This window comes from Aeromonas sp. DSM 116730 (assembly GCF_046581335.1).
GTDB lineage: Bacteria > Pseudomonadota > Gammaproteobacteria > Enterobacterales > Aeromonadaceae > Aeromonas > Aeromonas rivipollensis.
On record NZ_CP144265.1, the window covers coordinates 1,643,345 to 1,661,368 of the forward strand.

General features: G+C 62.3%; 18 protein-coding genes. 10 read left to right on the forward strand and 8 right to left on the reverse strand.

Going from position 1 to position 18,024, the window contains the following annotated elements; translation table 11 throughout:
- Window positions 1-51: 51 nt before the first annotated feature.
- The 8 genes from Aeroheme_RS07645 (at window position 52) to Aeroheme_RS07680 (ending at window position 10,460) form a co-directional block, all read left to right on the forward strand.
- Window positions 52-2,289 carry an ABC transporter permease subunit gene (locus Aeroheme_RS07645; protein WP_163149793.1) on the forward strand — a complete coding sequence of 746 codons (2,238 nt, stop codon included), beginning with the start codon at window positions 52-54 and terminating at the stop codon, window positions 2,287-2,289.
- A gap of 51 nt (window positions 2,290-2,340) precedes the next feature.
- Complete coding sequence (pstA, locus tag Aeroheme_RS07650) at window positions 2,341-3,990, forward strand: phosphate ABC transporter permease PstA (protein ID WP_106886380.1); 1,650 nt, start codon at window positions 2,341-2,343, stop codon at window positions 3,988-3,990.
- Window positions 3,991-4,097: 107 nt separating this feature from the next.
- Window positions 4,098-4,916, forward strand: a complete 819-nt coding sequence (pstB, locus tag Aeroheme_RS07655) for a phosphate ABC transporter ATP-binding protein PstB (protein WP_005328825.1) — start codon at window positions 4,098-4,100, stop codon at window positions 4,914-4,916.
- A gap of 171 nt (window positions 4,917-5,087) precedes the next feature.
- Window positions 5,088-5,798 (forward strand): phosphate signaling complex protein PhoU, encoded by a 711-nt coding sequence (phoU, locus tag Aeroheme_RS07660; RefSeq protein ID WP_025327511.1) that lies wholly within the window; start codon window positions 5,088-5,090, stop codon window positions 5,796-5,798.
- A 192-nt stretch (window positions 5,799-5,990) separates the two neighbouring features.
- Window positions 5,991-7,310, forward strand: a complete 1,320-nt coding sequence (locus tag Aeroheme_RS07665; RefSeq protein WP_106886381.1) for a hemolysin family protein — start codon at window positions 5,991-5,993, stop codon at window positions 7,308-7,310.
- A gap of 19 nt (window positions 7,311-7,329) precedes the next feature.
- Window positions 7,330-7,872 (forward strand): hypothetical protein, encoded by a 543-nt coding sequence (locus Aeroheme_RS07670; RefSeq protein WP_411167012.1) that lies wholly within the window; start codon window positions 7,330-7,332, stop codon window positions 7,870-7,872.
- Between the two features lie 275 nt (window positions 7,873-8,147).
- On the forward strand, window positions 8,148-9,050 hold the full coding sequence (locus Aeroheme_RS07675; protein WP_411167013.1) for a homocysteine S-methyltransferase family protein: 903 nt from the start codon (window positions 8,148-8,150) through the stop codon (window positions 9,048-9,050).
- A gap of 9 nt (window positions 9,051-9,059) precedes the next feature.
- The gene (locus Aeroheme_RS07680) at window positions 9,060-10,460 is read left to right on the forward strand and encodes a basic amino acid/polyamine antiporter (protein ID WP_411167014.1); all 1,401 of its coding nucleotides are present in this window, start codon (window positions 9,060-9,062) and stop codon (window positions 10,458-10,460) included.
- 70 nt (window positions 10,461-10,530) lie between these two features.
- Here Aeroheme_RS07680 and Aeroheme_RS07685 read toward each other — a convergent pair whose 3' ends face one another.
- Complete coding sequence (locus Aeroheme_RS07685) at window positions 10,531-11,370, reverse strand: sterol desaturase family protein (RefSeq protein ID WP_408776919.1); 840 nt, start codon at window positions 11,368-11,370, stop codon at window positions 10,531-10,533.
- A gap of 257 nt (window positions 11,371-11,627) precedes the next feature.
- On the opposite strand from Aeroheme_RS07685, the gene Aeroheme_RS07690 reads away from it, so the two are divergent.
- Entirely contained in the window at window positions 11,628-11,990 is a 363-nt protein-coding gene (locus Aeroheme_RS07690) for a hypothetical protein (protein ID WP_171273571.1), read from the forward strand.
- A 119-nt stretch (window positions 11,991-12,109) separates the two neighbouring features.
- Here the strand turns inward: Aeroheme_RS07690 and Aeroheme_RS07695 are convergent, their stop codons facing one another.
- The 6 genes from Aeroheme_RS07695 to Aeroheme_RS07720 form a co-directional block, all read right to left on the reverse strand.
- Window positions 12,110-12,853 (reverse strand): amino acid ABC transporter ATP-binding protein, encoded by a 744-nt coding sequence (locus Aeroheme_RS07695; protein WP_163149812.1) that lies wholly within the window; start codon window positions 12,851-12,853, stop codon window positions 12,110-12,112.
- Window positions 12,837-12,959 (reverse strand): hypothetical protein, encoded by a 123-nt coding sequence (locus tag Aeroheme_RS07700; RefSeq protein WP_408857271.1) that lies wholly within the window; start codon window positions 12,957-12,959, stop codon window positions 12,837-12,839. The genes Aeroheme_RS07695 and Aeroheme_RS07700 overlap by 17 nt, the downstream gene beginning before the upstream one ends.
- The gene (locus Aeroheme_RS07705) at window positions 12,943-13,065 is read right to left on the reverse strand and encodes a hypothetical protein (protein WP_262110816.1); all 123 of its coding nucleotides are present in this window, start codon (window positions 13,063-13,065) and stop codon (window positions 12,943-12,945) included. The genes Aeroheme_RS07700 and Aeroheme_RS07705 overlap by 17 nt, the downstream gene beginning before the upstream one ends.
- A complete protein-coding gene (locus tag Aeroheme_RS07710) occupies window positions 13,049-13,171 on the reverse strand; it encodes a hypothetical protein (protein WP_411167015.1) in 123 nt (40 codons plus the stop codon). The genes Aeroheme_RS07705 and Aeroheme_RS07710 overlap by 17 nt, the downstream gene beginning before the upstream one ends.
- Window positions 13,155-14,114, reverse strand: coding sequence for an amino acid ABC transporter permease (locus Aeroheme_RS07715; protein WP_411167228.1), 960 nt, complete (start codon window positions 14,112-14,114; stop codon window positions 13,155-13,157). The genes Aeroheme_RS07710 and Aeroheme_RS07715 overlap by 17 nt, the downstream gene beginning before the upstream one ends.
- A gap of 96 nt (window positions 14,115-14,210) precedes the next feature.
- A complete protein-coding gene (locus tag Aeroheme_RS07720; RefSeq protein WP_162520050.1) occupies window positions 14,211-14,999 on the reverse strand; it encodes a transporter substrate-binding domain-containing protein in 789 nt (262 codons plus the stop codon).
- A 463-nt stretch (window positions 15,000-15,462) separates the two neighbouring features.
- Here Aeroheme_RS07720 and Aeroheme_RS07725 point away from each other — a divergent pair, with 463 nt between their 5' ends.
- Window positions 15,463-16,590, forward strand: a complete 1,128-nt coding sequence (locus Aeroheme_RS07725) for a GGDEF domain-containing protein (RefSeq protein WP_411167016.1) — start codon at window positions 15,463-15,465, stop codon at window positions 16,588-16,590.
- 93 nt (window positions 16,591-16,683) lie between these two features.
- Here the strand turns inward: Aeroheme_RS07725 and Aeroheme_RS07730 are convergent, their stop codons facing one another.
- Entirely contained in the window at window positions 16,684-18,018 is a 1,335-nt protein-coding gene (locus Aeroheme_RS07730; RefSeq protein WP_139744153.1) for an MFS transporter, read from the reverse strand.
- Window positions 18,019-18,024: the final 6 nt, after the last annotated feature.

Sequence of the window (18,024 nt, forward strand, 5' to 3'; positions counted from 1 at the left end):
CATGCAACCGCCATATAATGCCGCCAAGCCTAGCTCACATTGAGGTCTTGCATGTCATCGGAATCGTTAAACCTGGTCATGGCGGGCAGTAGAAAACGCCGGATCAAGGATAAATTGGCCAAATACGGCGTCACCACAGGGGGAGCCCTGGTACTGGTGGCCCTGCTGCTTATCTTCTTCTACCTGCTCTATGTGGTGAAACCCATCTTCAATGGCGCCAGCGTAGAGGCAACCTCCTCCTTTACCCTGCCGACGCAGGGCAAGACCGCCTGGCTCGGGGTCGAGGAGCAGAACGAGATAGGGTATCGCTTCAACGACCAGGGTCAGGTCAGCTTCTTCGCCGTCAAGGCGGATGGCGGCGTCAAGGTAGGCCAGGTGCTGGGCCAGGCCAGTGTCGCCGGTGACGTCACCGCCGTCGCCGTGCCGGCGCCGGGCCAGAAGCTCATCGCCTATGGCTTTGCCGACGGCAAGGCCACTGTGGTGCAGCCCTCTTTCAAGGTCTCCTATCCGAACGACGTGCGCGTCATCGAGCCCAGCCTGCAATATCCCTTCGGCGAAGAGCCTGTGGTGATAGATCCCCAAGGCAAGGCGCTGACCCGCATGGTGTTCGAGGCGACCAAGGACAAGATGGCCACCGCCGCTGTGACCGAGGATGGCCGCGGCGTGATGACGGTGATGAGCGGTGAGGAGAACTTCCTCTCCGGTGAAGTCGAGTGGAGCAGCCAGAACTACGCCATTCCTTCCCTGCCTCGTCACGTGGATCAGATGCTGCTGACCCCCAACCTGCGCATCCTGTTCGTGCGTGAAGGCAATCGCCTGTCGGTCTATGACATCCACAACCTGAGCGACATCTCCCTGCGCGACGTCATGGAGATCAATGCTCCCAACGCCGACGTGACCCAGGTTGCCCTGCTCTCCGGCGCCTCCTCCCTGCTGGTGGGCAATGACAATGGCGTCATCTCCCAGTGGTTCGAGGTGGCGAAGGACGGCAAGCGCCAGTTCACCCAGATTCGTGACTTCAAGGGCGACGGCCCGGTCGCGCTGCTGACCCCGGAGCACTTCCGCAAGGGCTTCATCAGCGCCGCCAAAGACGGGACCATCAACTTCTTCCACGCCACCGGCGAGGCCAAGCTTCTCGGCGAGACCATAGAAGGCGGCGCCCTGGCGGCCCTGGCCATCTCTCCCCGCCACAACCTGCTGCTGACCCAGCAGGGGAATGACTTCAAGGTCTTTGAGGTGGAGAACGATCACCCCGAGGTGACCTGGTCGGCCCTGTGGCAGCAGGTGTGGTACGAAGGTTATCCCGAGCCCATGTATGTGTGGCAGTCCACCTCTGCCAGCAACGACTTCGAAGCCAAGCTGAGCCTGGTGCCCCTGGTATTCGGGACCCTCAAGGCCTCCTTCTACGCCATGCTGTTTGCGGTACCGCTTGGCGTGGCCGGTGCCATCTACACCGCCTACTTCATGTCGGCGGGCCTGCGCAAATACGTCAAGCCGACGGTGGAGATCATGGCGGCGCTGCCGACCGTTATCCTGGGCTTCCTGGCGGGTCTGTGGCTGGCGCCCATCATCGAGGGTGCGCTGCCCGGGGTGATCCTGCTGCTGCTGCTGCTGCCGATGGGCATGTTGCTCACCGCGCTGGTGTGGAACTACCTGCCGGAGCGCGGCAAGTCCTGGTTGCCGGAGGGCTGGCACGCCATCCTGTTGATCCCCGTGCTGCTGCTGATTGGCTGGGGCGCCTTCGCCTTGAGCCCGCTCATCGAGAATGCCTTCATGCACGGCGATTCGCGCATCTGGCTGACCCATGAGATGGGCATCAAGTTTGACCAGCGCAACTCCCTGGTGGTCGGCATCGCCATGGGCTTCGCCGTCATACCCACCATCTTCTCCATCGCCGAAGATGCGGTCTTCTCGGTGCCCAAGCACCTGACCCAAGGGTCTCTGGCGCTCGGGGCGACCCCCTGGCAGACCCTGAGCCGTGTGGTGATCCTGACCGCGAGTCCGGGCATCTTCTCGGCGGTGATGATGGGCCTGGGCCGCGCCGTGGGCGAGACCATGATAGTGCTGATGGCCACCGGCAACACCCCCATCATGGACTTCTCCATGTTCCAGGGGCTGCGTACCCTGGCGGCGAACATAGCGGTGGAAATGCCGGAGTCGGAAGTGGGCAGTTCCCACTACCGGGTGCTCTTCCTCGCGGCCTTCGTCCTGTTTGTGTTCACCTTTATGTTCAACACCCTGGCCGAGTTCATTCGTCAGCGGTTGCGCGAAAAATACAGCTCTCTGTAATGAGCCGTTCTCTTAAAAAGCGGCGTTCTGTATATGGACAAGGAATCAACAATGGGTAAGTGGTTTAAATCAGGGGCCCCCTGGATCTGGATGACAGGCGGCGCCGTCAGCCTGAGTCTGGTAGCCGTACTGGGTCTGTTGCTGCTGATCGGCTGGCGTGGTCTGGTCTACTTCTGGCCGCACCCCATCTATGAGTGGCAGCTTGAAGATGCCAGCGGCAACAAGAGCGTGCTGATCGGCGAGATCAATGACCGCGAGATGGTACCTGTGGAGCGGCTGCGCGCTGCGGGCCAGGCGCTGGAGGGGGAGGAGCGCGAGCTGCTGACCCGATATCTGGTCAAGACCGGCAACCGTGAGTTTGTCGACCTCGATTTTCGCTGGGTGCTGGAGACCGACATCAAGTCCCAGAGCCAGCCGGCCGAGCTCGCCATGGTGGAGCGTGCCACCAACGGCAACTTCTACGGTTACATCACCTCGGTGAAAGAGGATGGCAAAGAGCTGACGGCAGATCTGCATCCTGCCCTGCAGCGGGTGCTGGCACGAGCCAACGCCCTGTCGGAGCAGGCCAACGATCTGCAAAAGGGAGACATCGGCGGCATCAACTACCAGCTGGAGCGACTGCGTCTGAAAGAGCGCAAGGCGGAGCTGGAAGGGGAGCTGACCGACGCGCTCAAGGCGGATCTCGCCGCCCAGCGCCAGGCCCTGAACGATCGCTATCTGGTGCTGGAGAAGGAGCTCTTCTCCCTGCGCGCCCAGGCGGATCGTGACGCCATTACCGTCAAGGATATGCGTGGCGAGCTGGTGACCATGCCCATGTCCAAGGTGCTGGACGTGGTCTGGCCCAACGACATGAGCCTGCCCGCCAAGGTAGGACACTGGTTCCACCAGATTGGCAAGTTCGTCTCCGACGATCCCCGTGAGGCCAACACCGAGGGCGGCGTCTTCCCCGCCATCTTCGGCACCGTCTTCATGGTGTTGCTGATGGCCATCATAGTGACACCGCTCGGCGTGGTGGCCGCTGTCTACCTGCACGAGTACGCGGGCAAGAACAGCCTGACCAAGATCATCCGCATCGCGGTGATCAACCTGGCGGGTGTGCCCTCCATCGTCTACGGCGTGTTTGGCCTCGGCTTCTTCGTCTACACGCTCGGTGGTTCGTTAGACCAGCTGTTCTACCCGGAAGCGCTGCCGAGCCCGACCTTTGGCTCCCCCGGCGTCATCTGGTCGGCGCTGACCCTGGCCATCCTGACCCTGCCGGTGGTGATCGTCTCCACCGAAGAGGGGCTGGCGCGGATCCCGAGCACCATACGCCAGGGCTCCCTGGCCCTGGGGGCCACCCAGGCCGAGACCCTGTGGCGCATAGTGCTGCCCATGGCGAGCCCGGCCATCATGACAGGCCTCATCCTGGCGATAGCCCGGGCCGCCGGTGAAGTGGCACCGCTGATGCTGGTGGGGGTGGTGAAGCTTGCTCCCACGTTGCCGATGGATGGCAACTTCCCGTACTTGCACGTGGAGCGCAAGTTCATGCACCTGGGCTTCCACATCTATGACGTCGGCTTCCAGAGCCCGAACGTCGAGGCGGCGCGGCCCCTGGTCTATGCCACCTCCTTCCTGCTGGTGACTGTGATAGTGGGCCTCAACCTGACGGCTATCGGTATTCGTAACCACCTGCGCGAGAAATTCCGGTCGCTGGAGCATTAATCCGGCCACCTGACTGAGACAAGAGATGCGCGGCCCAGCGGCCGCCATCAACAGCATGATGGTCGCCGGAATGTATCCGGCCACCCCAGAGAGATTTGAGGTAACAGATGATCAACGTAACACCGACTTCGACCCAGCATACCGCCCTGGACCTGCTCAACCTGAGCCCGGAGCAGACCGCCCTTGAGGTCAAGGATCTCAACCTGTATTACGGCAACAAGCAGGCGCTGTTCAACGTCAACATGAAGATCCCGAAAGGGCAGGTGACGGCCTTTATCGGCCCGTCCGGCTGTGGCAAGTCGACCCTGCTGCGCTGCATCAACCGGATGAACGATCTGGTGGAGATCTGCCGCATCGAGGGGGAAATCCAGCTGCACGGCCACAACATCTATGACAAGAGCGTGGATGTCTCCGCCCTGCGCCGTCAGGTCGGCATGGTGTTCCAGCGCCCCAACCCCTTCCCGAAATCCATCTATGAGAACGTGGTCTATGGCCTGCGCCTGCAGGGCATCAACGACAGACGCACCCTGGACGAGGCCGCCGAGCGCTCACTGCGCGGCGCAGCCCTGTGGGAAGAGGTGAAGGATCGCCTGCACGACAACGCCTTCGGCCTCTCAGGTGGTCAGCAGCAGCGTCTGGTGATCGCCCGGGCCATCGCCATCGAGCCGGAAGTGCTGTTGCTCGATGAGCCGACCTCGGCGCTCGACCCCATCTCCACCCTCACCATCGAGGAGCTGATCAACGAGCTCAAGAGCCAGTTCACCGTGGTGATAGTGACCCACAACATGCAGCAGGCGGCGCGGGTGTCGGATCAGACCGCCTTCATGTACATGGGTGAGCTCATCGAGTACTCGAACACCAACACCATCTTCACCACCCCGGCCAAGAAGAAGACCGAGGACTATATCACCGGTCGTTACGGCTAAGAGATGAGGATGACTGACATGAACCACAAGAAACAGATTGGCGGTCGGTTCAACGGCTAAGGCATGGTTGGTGCAACAAGGGTTATTGGTATGAACAAGATGAGCATCAATAAACAGATTACCGGTCGGTTCAACGGCTAAGGCATAATCGGAGCAACAAGGATTATTTGTATGGACAATATGAACCTCAATAAACACATCTCCGGTCAGTTCAATGCCGAGCTCGAGAACGTGCGCAACCAGGTGCTGGTGATGGGCGGTCTGGTGGAGCAGCAGCTGACGGACGCCATCTCCGCCATCCACATCCAGGATCTGGATGCGGCGCGCAAGATAGTGGCCAACGACCACAAGGTCAACGCCATGGAAGTGGCCATCGACGAGGAGTGCACCCGCATCATCGCCAAGCGCCAGCCCACCGCGTCCGACCTGCGCCTGGTGATGGCCATCATCAAGACCATCACGGATCTGGAGCGCATCGGCGATGTGGCGGACAAGATAGCCCGCATGCTGACCGACAACGCCAACAAGCCGCAGCCGCCGCTGGTGTCCCTCGAGAACATGGGCCGCCGCACCATCAAGATGCTGCACGACGTGCTCGACGCCTTCGCCCGCATGGATCTGGAGGCGGCTATCGCCGTCTACAAGGAAGATGACAAGGTGGACAGGGAATACGAGTCCATCATCCGCGAGCTGATGACCTACATGATGGAAGATCCCCGCACCATTCCCCAGGTGCTGAACGTACTGTGGGCGGCGCGGGCCATAGAGCGGGTCGGCGACCGTTGCCAGCACATCTGCGAATACATCGTCTACTACGTCAAGGGCAAGGACGTGCGCCACACCAAGGCGGACGAGCTGAGCGACCTGCTGGGCAAGCATTGAGACAGAAATGAATAAAAAGGCGCCTTGAGCGCCTTTTTTATTGCATTGGGGGGCGGCTTAAGATAACGCGCCCCACGGGGCGCTTTTCTGCTAGAATATTGCCCCTGTGTGAGTCCCGGATGGAGTCACGGTCCGGTTTCCCGGGCCCAGTTTGCCGTCTTGTGCTAAGGCGGCTGTAGCAATAGGTTAATCATGAGTTTTGCCGATAGTTTGTTCTTTTTGATGCTGCTGGTCGCCGGCAGCGTGTTCTTCTCGCTTTCCGAGATCTCTCTCGCCGCCTCCCGCAAGATCAAGTTGCAGGTGATGGCCGACGAGGGCAATCGCCATGCCGAAAAAGTGCTGGCACTGCAGGCCCAGCCAGGTAACTTCTTTACCGTGGTGCAGATAGGCCTCAATACCGTCGCCATCCTGGGCGGCATCCTGGGCGAATCCGCCCTGAACCCCGCCATCAAGTCGTTGATCTCCGGCTTCTATCAGGGCCCCTGGCTCTCCCAGATAAGCTCGATCGCCTCCTTCGTGTTCGTCACCGGCATGTTCATCCTGATAGCGGACTTGATGCCCAAGCGCCTGGCCATGACGATGCCGGAACGGGTTGCGGTGGTGGTGGTGCGTCCCATGCTGCTGTGCGTGACCCTGCTGATGCCGCTGGTGTGGTTCTTCAACGGCCTGGCCAACGCCCTGTTCCGCCTGCTGCGGGTCTCCATGGTGCGCAACGACGAGATCACCTCGGACGACATCTATGCGGTGATGGATGCGGGCGCCGAGGCCGGCGTCATCCAGCGTGAGGAGCACCAGCTCATCGAGAACGTGTTCGAGCTGCAATCCTTGGGCGTCACCTCCGCCATGACGGCCCGCGAGAGCCTCATCTACTTCACCCTGCAAGAGGGCGAAGAGAGCATCAAGGCCAAGATTGCCGAGCACCCCCACAACAAGTTCCTGGTCTGTGACCACAACCTCGACAGCATCAAGGGCTTCGTCGACGCAAAGGAGCTGCTGATCCGCGTCATCAGCGGCCAGAGCATAGATCTCAACAGCGGCTCCCTGGTGCAGAACGTCATCATCATTCCCGACACCTTGAACCTCTACGAGGCCATGGAGTACTTCAAGAACCATCGCGGTGATTTCGCCGTGGTGATGAACGAGTACGCCCTGGTGGTGGGCATAGTCACCATGAATGACCTGATGAGCACCGTCATGGGCGAGTGGGCCACCCATGCGATGGAAGAGCAGATAGTGCAGCGGGACGAGAACTCCTGGCTGGTGGACGGGGTCACCCCCATCTCCGATGTCATGCGGGCCTTCGATATCGAGGAGTTCCCGGGGAACCAGAACTACGAGACCATCGCCGGTTTCATCATGTTCATGCTGCGCAAGATCCCCAAGCGGACGGACTCGGTGAAATATGCGGGCTACAAGTTCGAAGTGGTGGACATCGACAGCTACAAGATCGATCAGTTGCTGGTCACCCGGGTGGAGCCTGTGCTGGCCGAGAAACCCGCCCTGGAATCGTGAAAGGAGTTACCAAGGAGTCATGAAGATGCCGTCTTATTCCCGTGCGTTGAGCTGTGTGGCTCTCGCCCTGGCGCTGGGGGCCTGCAGCCAGAGCGCTCCCCGCAAACCCGCCGCCGCTCCCAAGCCCGTGGCTCCCAAGGCCGCTGTAGTGGCGCCGCAGCCGGACCCCGATGCCGTGGTGCAAAGCGCAGTGGCAGAGCCGAGCCCGGTGTTCGATGAGGAGTACCATGGTCCGGATCAGGGGTCGCTGGAGTCGGTGACCGCCCTGTTCGCCCGTGGCTACATAGAGTCGGCCATGCGTGAGACCATGCTGGCGGCGGTGCACAGCGATTACCCCTTGCTCGGCATGCGGGATGTGCGCCTGACCGATCCTGTGGCCAAGTTCCTCACCTCGGCCCAGGCCCGCACCACGGCCCACGACTACCTCTATGCCGGTGTGCAGCGCAGGTTGGGCCGCCCCCTGAGTCCGGCCCAGTGGGAGCAGATCTGGCAAGGATTCCACCAGCAGGGGAGAGTCTCCGACTGGGTCAAGCAGACCAAGCGGGTACTGGCGGGGCGCTGAGTCGCCAGCCCATCCATGCTTCACAAGAGGCCACCCCCGGGGTGGCCTCTTGTCGTTCAGGCCTGTGGACTCGGGCCCTGGGTGGCAAGGACGAGGGGCCTCCCTTTGCCGCTATCATCCTGAGCTTGCTCAGATTTGTTCCTAGTTCCCGATTGCCTCTCCCTCTGCTTTGCGCCATGATGCACAGGACTTGTAGCCGTCTAGATGTTTTGATGGCTTAATGTTTTTTCACACAATAAACACCCGTCATGACGGGGACACGCAGAGAGACAGAGATGGATACAAAGGATTTGTGGGTACTGGATGGTGGCATGGGGCGTGAGCTGGCACGGCGGGGCGCGCCGTTTCGCCAGCCGGAGTGGTCGGCCCTGGCCCTGATGGAGGCACCAGAGACTGTGCGCGAGGTGCATCAGGCCTATGTGGTCAGTGGTGCCCGGGTCATCACCACCAACAGCTATGCCCTGGTGCCGTTTCATATCGGTGACGGGCGCTTCGCCGCGGATGGCGAGCGGCTTGCAGCCCTGGCCGGGCAGCTGGCCCGCGACGTGGCCGACGGGCAGGCTGGTGCCGTGCAGGTGGCCGGTTCATTGCCACCGCTGTTTGGCTCCTACCGTGCCGACCTGTTCGAGGCGGACAGGGTGAGCGAGCTGGCCACACCGCTTATCCGGGGCCTCTCACCTCATGTGGATCTCTGGCTGGCCGAGACCATGAGCCTGATCGCCGAGCCGCTGGCCCTCAAGGCGCTGCTGCCAGGCGATGGCAAGCCGTTCTGGGTCTCCTTCACCCTGGAGGACGAGGCGCCGGGCAGCGAGCCGACTCTGCGCTCCGGTGAGCGGGTGGCCGATGCGGTCGCCGCGTTGGCGTCGGCCGGGGTGAGCGCCATCCTGTTCAACTGCTGCCAGCCCGAGGTGATTGAAGGGGCGCTCAAGGTGGCGAGCGCCCGCTTGCAGGCCCTGGGCCGCACCGACATTCGCCTCGGCGCCTATGCCAACGCCTTCCCGCCCCAGCCCAAGGAGGCCACCGCCAACGACGGGCTGGATGAGATCCGCGCCGATCTGGGGCCGCAGGATTACCTCGGCTGGGCCGAGCGCTGGCGCGGTGCCGGGGCCTCCCTCATCGGCGGCTGCTGCGGCATAGGCCCGGAGCACATCCAGGCCCTGAGCAGCCGGCTGCGCTAAGGAGAGTCCATGAAAGAGAGCAAAATAGGCCTCTGGTCTCTCACCGCCCTGGTGTTCAGCTCCATGGTGGGGGCGGGGATCTTCAGCCTGCCCCAGAACATGGCCGAGGTGGCCGGTGCCCGCGCCGTGCTGATCGGCTGGGGCGTCACCGGGGTGGGCATACTGGCGCTGGCCGCGAGCTTCCTCTACCTGTCGCGGCTAAGACCCGAGCTAGACGGCGGCATCTACAGCTATGCCCGCGCCGGTTTTGGGGATCTGGTGGGCTTCTTCTCCGCCTGGGGCTACTGGCTCTGCGCCACCATAGGCGTGGTGGGCTATCTGGTGATCGCCTTCGCGGCGCTGGGCAGCTTTGTCGATACCCCCGAACAGATCTGGTTTGGTGACGGTAATACGCTGGCGGCCTTTATCGGCGAGTCCTGCATCCTCTGGGCGGTGCACCTGCTGGTGGCCCGCGGCGTGCAGCAGGCGGCCCTGTTCAACCTGGTGGCGACCCTGGCCAAGAGCCTGCCGCTGCTGCTGTTCATCCTGTTCGCCTGCTACTGGTTCGATCCCGTCACCTTCGCGGCGGATCAGCAGGGCAGCACACTGGCGGTGCCGGTCTCCGAGCAGGTGCGCAACACCATGCTGATCACTCTCTGGGTCTTCACCGGCATCGAGGGGGCGGCCGTGCTCTCGGCCCGGGCGAGAAACAAGCGGGACGTGGGCACGGCCACAGTGCTCGGCGTGGTACTGGCGCTGCTGCTCTATGTGCTCATCTCTGTGCTGGCGCTGGGGATCTTGAGTCGCCCCGAGCTCGCGGCCCTGCCCAACCCCTCCATGGCGGGGCTGATGGCCCAGATGACGGGCTCCTGGGGCAAGGTGCTGATAAGCGTCGGCCTCATCGTCTCTGTGCTCGCCTCTTACGTGAGCTGGACCCTGTTCTCGGCCGAGGTGCCCTTCAGCGCGGCGCGCCACGGCGCCTTCCCGGCCATCTTCCGGCGCCAGAACCGCAACGGCACCCCCATAGCCTCGCTCTGGCTCACCAGCCTGACGGTGCAGGGCTGCCTGCTGCTGGTGTGGCTGCTCGGCAAGGGGTATACCAACCTGCTGCTCATCTCCACCTCCATGATACTGGTGCCCTACCTGCTGATCGGCCTCTTCCTGCTCAAGCTCTCCTTAAGCGGGCAGGGCAGTGGCCTGGTGCGGGTGGTGGCCCTGGTGTCGAGCGGTTACGGTCTCTGGCTGCTCTATGCCGCCGGGGTGGAGTATCTGCTGCTCTCCTTGCTGCTCTACGGGCCGGGTCTGCTGCTGTTTCTCTACAGCCGCCGCCAGCTCGGGGCGGATCAGCGGCTCAGCCTGCGCGAGCGGCTGCTGGCCGGGATCACCCTGGTGAGCCTGGTGCCGGCCATCTGGTCCTTTGCCCATGTCTGAGTGAGGTGGTGACCCGATGAAAAGAGCGCCCTGGTGGCGCTCTCTTTTTTGGTGGCGGGTGGCGCGCAACTCAGGCGTCCCCCGGGCCCGCCGGTTTGCCAAACAGCACGGCGAGTTTTTGTCGCCACGGCAGGCCACGGGCGTCATGCAGCATGTCGCGCCACTCGTGGAAGGTGAGGGTGAGGGGATTGAAGCTGTGGACGGGCTTGGTGATACCGAAGCGACAGGGCTCGCCCAAGTCTTCCTCCACAAAGGTGCCAAACAGCCGATCCCAGATGATCAGCACCCCGGCGAAGTTGCGGTCTATGTATTTGGGGTTGCTGGCGTGGTGCACCCTGTGGTGGGAGGGGGTGTTGAAGACCCGTTCCAGCCAGCCCAGCTTGCCCACCACCTGGGTGTGAACGAAGAACTGAAAGCCCAGGCTCAGCAGCACTGTGGCGACCACGGCCTCGGGGGGGAAGCCGATGAGGATCATGGGGATCCAGAACAGCCACATGCCGGAGACAGGGTACATCAGGCTCTGGCGAAAGGCGGTGGAGAGGTTGAGCCGCTCCGAGCTGTGGTGCACCACGTGGGAGGCCCAGAGCCAGCGCACATGGTGGCTGGCAAAGTGGAACAGCCAGTAGCAGAGATCCTGCAGCAGGAAGAGCAGCAAGAGGCTCCAGAGGTTCAGCTCTATGTCGAACAGTCGCCAGCCCCACAGACCCTCATAGAGGTAGGCGATGGCGATGGCCGCCAGGGCATCGCCCCCCTGGTGCATCAATGCCAGGGCGGCGTTGGCGAACAGGTCCCGCCACTGGTAGGAGGCGGTGGGAAAGGCTGCCCCGTGTTTGCGCAGATAGAGCATCTCCCAGCCGACAAAGGCCAGAAAGAGGGGGGAGAGGTAGAGCAGCAGCAGTTGCACATCCATGTGAGGCATCCGGTTGGACCAGTTGGGTTCCAGCATACCGAATGAATTTAAAAATTCATTAACATTTGATGACCCAGGTGTGCCTGCCGCTACCGGTACCGAGATCCAATAGCTTGTTTTTGCTGACAAAGCCTGGCCGTTGGCGATAAGCCCTGGATGAGTCAGCTCTGGGCGGCACCCGTCGTCCGGCGGGGCCTCGCATACACTGGGAGAACGAGGTTGCCAGGGGCGGCAGGGTGTCGCCAGTGGAGGGGAGAGTGAGAGCGGTTCATCTGTGTGTCATGTTCGGCCTGCTGAGCGCGAGTGCGCAGGCCAATGACAGCTTCAACAGCGAGCTGAGTCATTTCGCCGGGGGCGCGGCCATGGGGGCGGGCTTCACGGCAGTGGCCGATCACTACGGCTATCGGGAGCACAGAGGCTGGATAGGGTTCGGGATCTCCACCGGGATCGGGGTGGTGGGGGAGCTGGCGTCGAGAAACGGCGACTTCTCTGCCCTGGACGCGAGCGTCAATGCGCTGGGCGCGGCACTTGGCGCCTTTGCCACCGATCGCTGGATCCTGGCCCCCCTAGTGCTGCCCGAACAACACTACGCCGGGCTGATGACAGGTTATCGCTTCTGAGGCGCACCCATCAGCCTCAACAACAGAGGGAGCCCAGGGCTCCCTCTGTTGTATCTCTTTCCCTTGCAGCAACTGACGCAGTCACTGGCGCAGGCGCTCTGGGTTGTCGAAGCTTGCGGTCACAACACCTGACTCAGGAACTGGCGCAGGCGCGGTGAGGGAGGGTTGTCGAAGAAGTCGGTGGGTTTTTCATCCACCAGCAGCTCGCCGCTCTCCATGAAGAGCACCCTGTCCGCCACTTCCCGGGCAAAGCCCATCTCGTGGGTCACCACCACCATGGTCATGCCTTCCCGGGCCAGGCCCTTCATGACGTCCAGCACCTCACCCACCATCTCGGGGTCCAGCGCGCTGGTGGGCTCGTCAAACAGCATGATGCGCGGCTGCATGGCGAGCGCCCGGGCTATGGCCACCCGCTGTTGCTGGCCGCCGGAGAGCTGGGACGGGTAGCTCTGGGCCTTGTTCGACAGCCCCACTTTCAGCAGCAGGGCCTTGGCCCGCTCCTCGGCATCCTTGCGGGACAACCCCCGCACCTTCTGGGGGGCGAGGCTGATGTTGTCCAGCACGTTCAAGTGGGGGAAGAGGTTGAAGGACTGGAACACCATGCCCACCTCTTCCCGCAGCTTGTTGACGTCGCCCGGCTCGGTGAGGCTGATGCCATCCACCTCGATATGGCCGTCGTTGATGGTCTCGAGCTGGTTGAGGGTGCGCAGGAAGGTGGATTTGCCAGAGCCGCTCGGCCCCACTATCACCACCACTTCCCCTTCGGCCACCTGGGTGCTGACGTTCTTGAGGGCGTGCACCTCGGTGCCGTAGAATTTTTCCACGCCGCTAGCTTTGATAATGGGATCAGTTGCTGCGCGCATATTTCACCTCCAGATGTCGCACCGGGAAGGCGCGGGGCGTGCCGGTGATGGCTGCACTTCTCGACTCCTGTTGAGCCTTGATAATGGGATCAGTTGCTGCGCGCATATTTCACCTCCAGACGACGTACCGGGAAGGCGCGGGGCGTGCCGGTGATGGCTGCACTTCTCGACTCCTGTTGAGCCTTGATAATGGGATCAGTTGCTGCGCGCATATTTCACCTCCAGACGACGTACCGGGAAGGGGCAGGGCGTGCCGGTGATGGCTGCACTTCTCGGCTCCTGTTGAGCCTTGATAATGGGATCAGTTGCTGCGCGCATATTTCACCTCCAGACGACGCACCAGGAAGGAGAGAGTGCCGGTGAGCACCAGGTAGAGCAGGGCCACGGTGAACCACACCTCGAACGGGCTGAAGGTGGAGCTGACCACCTCCCGCCCGGCCTTGGTGAGATCCGTGATGGAGATGACCGAGACCAGGGAGGAGTCCTTGATGAGGTTGATGAACTGGCCCGCCAGGGGGGGCAAGACCCGCTTGAACGCCTGGGGCAGGATGACGTAGCGCATGGTCTGGGCCGAGGTCATGCCAAGGCTGCGGCCCGCCTCCATCTGGCCCTTGTGGATGGAGCTGATGCCGGCGCGCACGATTTCGGCCACATAGGCGCCGGTGAAGACGGCCAGCGCCGCTACCCCGGCGGTGAATCTGTCGAGGTTGAGCACAGTGCCGATAAAGAAATATACGATGAAGATCTGCACCAGCAGCGGAGTGCCGCGAATGAGCTCCACGTAGGTGACCGCCAGGTTGCGCAGGGCGGGATTGGGGGAGAGGCGGGCGAGGCCGGCCAGGGTGCCCAGCAGTATGGCGAAGATGCCCGCGACCAGGGAAAGCTTGACCGTGACCCAGACGCCCCAGGCGATGGGGCCGGCGGTCCAGCTCAGTTGGGTGTCCAGGGTGTCGCCCTGGAAGACTGTATCCCCTTCGGCAACCTGGGCGCCTGTGCTGGCGATGGCCTGACGACGGTTGGGGTCGAGATCGTCTTGCAGGAAGAGCTGGCCCTTCTCTGCGGAGGTGGTGCCAGCCACCACTGTGCCGTCAAATTCTGCGTACTGTTTCTGTTCGGCCTGATAGGCGATGTACTGGGGAATGCGTTCCCAGCGCCAGGTGTAATCCACCGCCTGCACGGCCTTGTAGATGCCAAAGATGGCGGCCAGCAGCATCAGCAGGAAAACCCCGTGCCAGAGCAGCAGGTTGGGCTGTTTTTCCATCTGTCTTGTGATTTTGGGGTTGATCACTGTCACAACCTCTCTTGTCGTTATTGTGTGGGGTCTGCGTGAAGGGGCGGCGAACCGCCCCTTGAGAGGTTATTTGAGCTGGTTGAGCCAGGCGTTGGATTCAAACCACTTCTTGTAGAGACGGTCGTAGCTGCCGTCACCCTTGATCTGGCGCAGGTAGTTGTTGAACCAGTTGAGGGTGTCCTGATCCCCCTTGCGGATGGCCCAGGCCAGCGGCTCGAAGGTGAAGGGCTTGTCCAGGTGCACCACGGCGCCGGTGTTCTGGGAGGCGAAGATGGCGTTGTAGGGCAGGTCGTAGACGAAGGCATCCACCTTGCCGTTGATCACTTCCAGCTTGGCGTCGTCCTGGGTTTCAAACTGCAGCAAGGTGGCCTTGGGGATCAGGCGCTTGACCGCCTGCTCGCCAGTGGTGCCGAGCTTGACCGCGATCTTGTACTTAGGATCGTTCAGATCGCTGAAGGACTTGATCTCCCCCGCCTTGTCCTTGCGCAGCACTATGGTCTGGCCCACGACTATGTAGGGGTCGGCGAAGTTGACGCGCAGGTTGCGCTGGGGGGTGACCGTCATGCCGCCCATGATGACGTCGAACTTGTCGGTCAGCAGGGCCGGGATGATGCCGTCCCAGGCGGTGTTGACGAACTCCACCTTCACGCCCATCTCCTTGGCGACCATCTTGGCCAGATCCACATCGAAGCCGATGTACTGGCCCTGCTTGTTGGTCATCTCGAAGGGTTGATAGCCGGCGTCGAAGCCGACCCGCAGCACACCGCGCTCCAGCACGGCGTCCAGGGTGGAGCTGGGCGCGGCGTTGGCGAGCCCGCACAGCAGCAGGGTAGAGAGAATGAGTTTTTTGATCATAAGTGACGTCTCTGTCGAAAGTGTGTTCGGCCTTGAACCTGCTCCGTGCGACTCCATGGCACAAGAGACTGCTGCATCCGGCAGCAGGCAAGACAGGATTATTGTCTTGATTGAGGCAAAAGCCCCATATGAGATTCTACTCCCCATTCATTGAGTGAAAAATGTACCAAAATCCGATTGTGTCAGACGACTCAATAGGTTAGTGGCGCTTTTTCCTCGCGGCACGGCTCATAAAACCACATGAAAACAACATATCTATCTAATGGCGCGGGTTCAAGTGCAAAAATAGTTGGCAGGCATTTTGCTGTGTGGTCGGTGGGAAATCTGGGCCGAACGAACCTTGAGTGCCAGGCATCGGGCCAGCTGGGGGAGCCGGAAAATATTTCATCGCGCCAGTAGGCTCCCTCTGTGTCTTGTCATGGGCTTCCCATATACTCAGCCATCCCCAATGGAAGGCTCGGGAATGGACACCTCAATTCTGCTCAATCTGGATGTATTCACGCTGATGCTCATGGCCCTCGGGGGCTACAGCCTGGGATTCATCACCCTCTCCATCATCTGGTCGACCCACAGGGAGATCCCCGGCCTCGGGCTCTGGTGGTGGTCCAGCCTCTGTGCCCTGGCGGCCCAGGCGCTGTTCTTTATGCAGGCGTTCGCCCCCCATATCGCGGGGATCTGGCTGGCCAACCTGCTCATCACCCTCTGCATAGCGCTGATGCCGCTGGCGCTGCAGCGCTTCTTCGGCGAGCCGCCGAACTGGCGGGCCTTTGCGATCTTCATGCTGGTCTACCTGCTAATCCTCTGCTGGAGCGTGCTGTTCAACGATGAGATGGCCCCCCGGGTGCTGCTGGCCTGCCTGAGCTACATGGTGCTGGGGGCCGTGGTGGTGCTGCTCATCTGGCGGCATGGCTATCCGGCCTACCTGCCGGCCGTGCTGGTGTTTACCGTGGTCAACATACTGCTCTACGGCTTCAACCTGGTGCGCATGGGGGCCCTGCTCAGTGGCGAGGTGCGGGTGCTGATGGATCCGCACGTGGTCAATGTGTTGCCCTTCCTCTCCATGTTGATGGGCAACTACCTCTCCACCTTCGGGGTGCTGCTGCTCTGTACCCAGTACCGGGCCCTGGCCCTGCGTCGGCAGGCGAGCCAGGATCCTTTGACGGGCCTGCTCAACCGGCGTGGCTTTATGGATCGCTGTGTGACTGCGCCCAAACAGGGGGCGCTGGTGGTGCTGGATCTCGATGACTTCAAGCAGATCAACGATCGCCACGGTCACGAGGCGGGGGACAGGGTGCTGGCGGCGGTAGGCGCCTATCTGGCCGGTCAGGGGGATCTGGTGGCCAGCCGCTTCGGCGGCGAGGAGTTTGTGCTGCTGCTGCCCGAGGGGGATGCCCTGGCTCAGCAGGCCCGTTGCGAGCAGATCCGTCAGGGCATAGCGACGCTGCCCCTGGACGGCATCCAGGTCACCGCTAGCCTGGGGTTGGTGCCCTATGCCAGGGGCTGGCATCTCGATACCCTGTTCGGGCAGGCGGACCGCGCCCTCTATCAGGCCAAGCGCAGCGGCAAGAACCGGGTCTGCCTGCCGGCCTGAGCCGTGATGCTCAGCCCGGTTCGGTTGCGAGGGGGCGGGGCGCCTGGGCCTTCAGCCTGAAGAGGTGCAGCAGCAGGGTCGGGGGTCGGCCTCTTAGCCCGTTTCGGCTGCGAGGGTCCGCGGCGCCTGGGCCTTGAGGAAGGGGAGCAACAACAAGGCCGAGACCCCGGCCGCCACCGAGATGACCACGAAGAAGCCGTTCCAGTGCCAGATCTCCATCACCTTGGCCAGCGGATACCCCGACAGCGCCGCCCCCATGTAGGCAAAGAGCCCGACGAAGCCGGTGGCGGCCCCGGCGCAATCCTTGTGGGAGCACTCCGCCGCCGCCATGCCGATCAGCATCTGGGGACCGAACACGAAGAAGCCGATGGTGAAGAAGCAGGCCGCCTGCATCACGTAGCTGAAGAAGGGCATCAGCCAGAGTGACCCCACAGAGAGCAGTATCCCCATGGCGAAGATGAGGTTCATGGGCCCCCGGTTGCCGTTGAACAGCTTGTCCGAGCCCCAGCCCGCCACCAGGGCGCCGATAAAGCCCCCCACCTCAAACATCGAGATGGCCGAGTTGGCGCTCATCAGGTTGAAGCCGCGCTGCTCCGTCATGTAGAGGTTGCCCCAGTCGTTGATGGCGGTGCGCACCACGTAGACCAGCACGTAGCAGCAGGCGAGCAGCCAGATGTAGGGATTGCCGAGCACGTATTTACGCAGGATCTGGCGCGGGTCCAGGCCGACATCCTGGGTCTGCTGGGCCATCTCCAGGGCGTCCTGGCGCCACTGTCCGACCGTGGGCAGCCCCAGGGTGCTCGGGGTGTCCCGCAGTCGCCAGCACAGCAGCAGCCCGGCCAGTATGGCGATGAGGCCGGGCACTATCATGCCGTAGCGCCAGCCGTGCTGCAGGGCTATGGTGCTGACGATAAGCGGGATCAGGGCCCCGCCCACGTTGTGTGCCGTGTTCCAGGCCGACCACCAGAAGCCGCGCTCGGTCCTCGAGTACCAGCTGGTGAGCAGCTTGGAGCAGGGGGGCCAGCCCCAGCCCTGGAAGAAGGCGTTGGCAATCCAGAGTGCCACGAACATCCAGAGGGCCGACGAGAGGCCGAACAGTATGTTGATGACCCCGGTCGCCATCAGCCCCAGCCCCATGAAGTAACGGGGATTGGCCCTGTCGCTGATGATGCCGGAGACGAACTTGGAGCAGCCATAGGTGAGGTAGAACAGGGTCCACATCATGCCGATGTCGGCCTTGTCCAGGATGCCGCTCGCCAGCATGTCCGGCATGGCGAAGTTGAAGCTCTTGCGGGTGAAATAGAAGACCGCATAGCCCAGGTACATGGTCAGCAGTATGTGGAGGCGCCAATGGCGATAGCTGGCATCGATCTCGGCCTGATCCCGCACCAGAGGGGCCGCCGGGCGGCTCTTCATAAAGCTCAGCATGGGGCG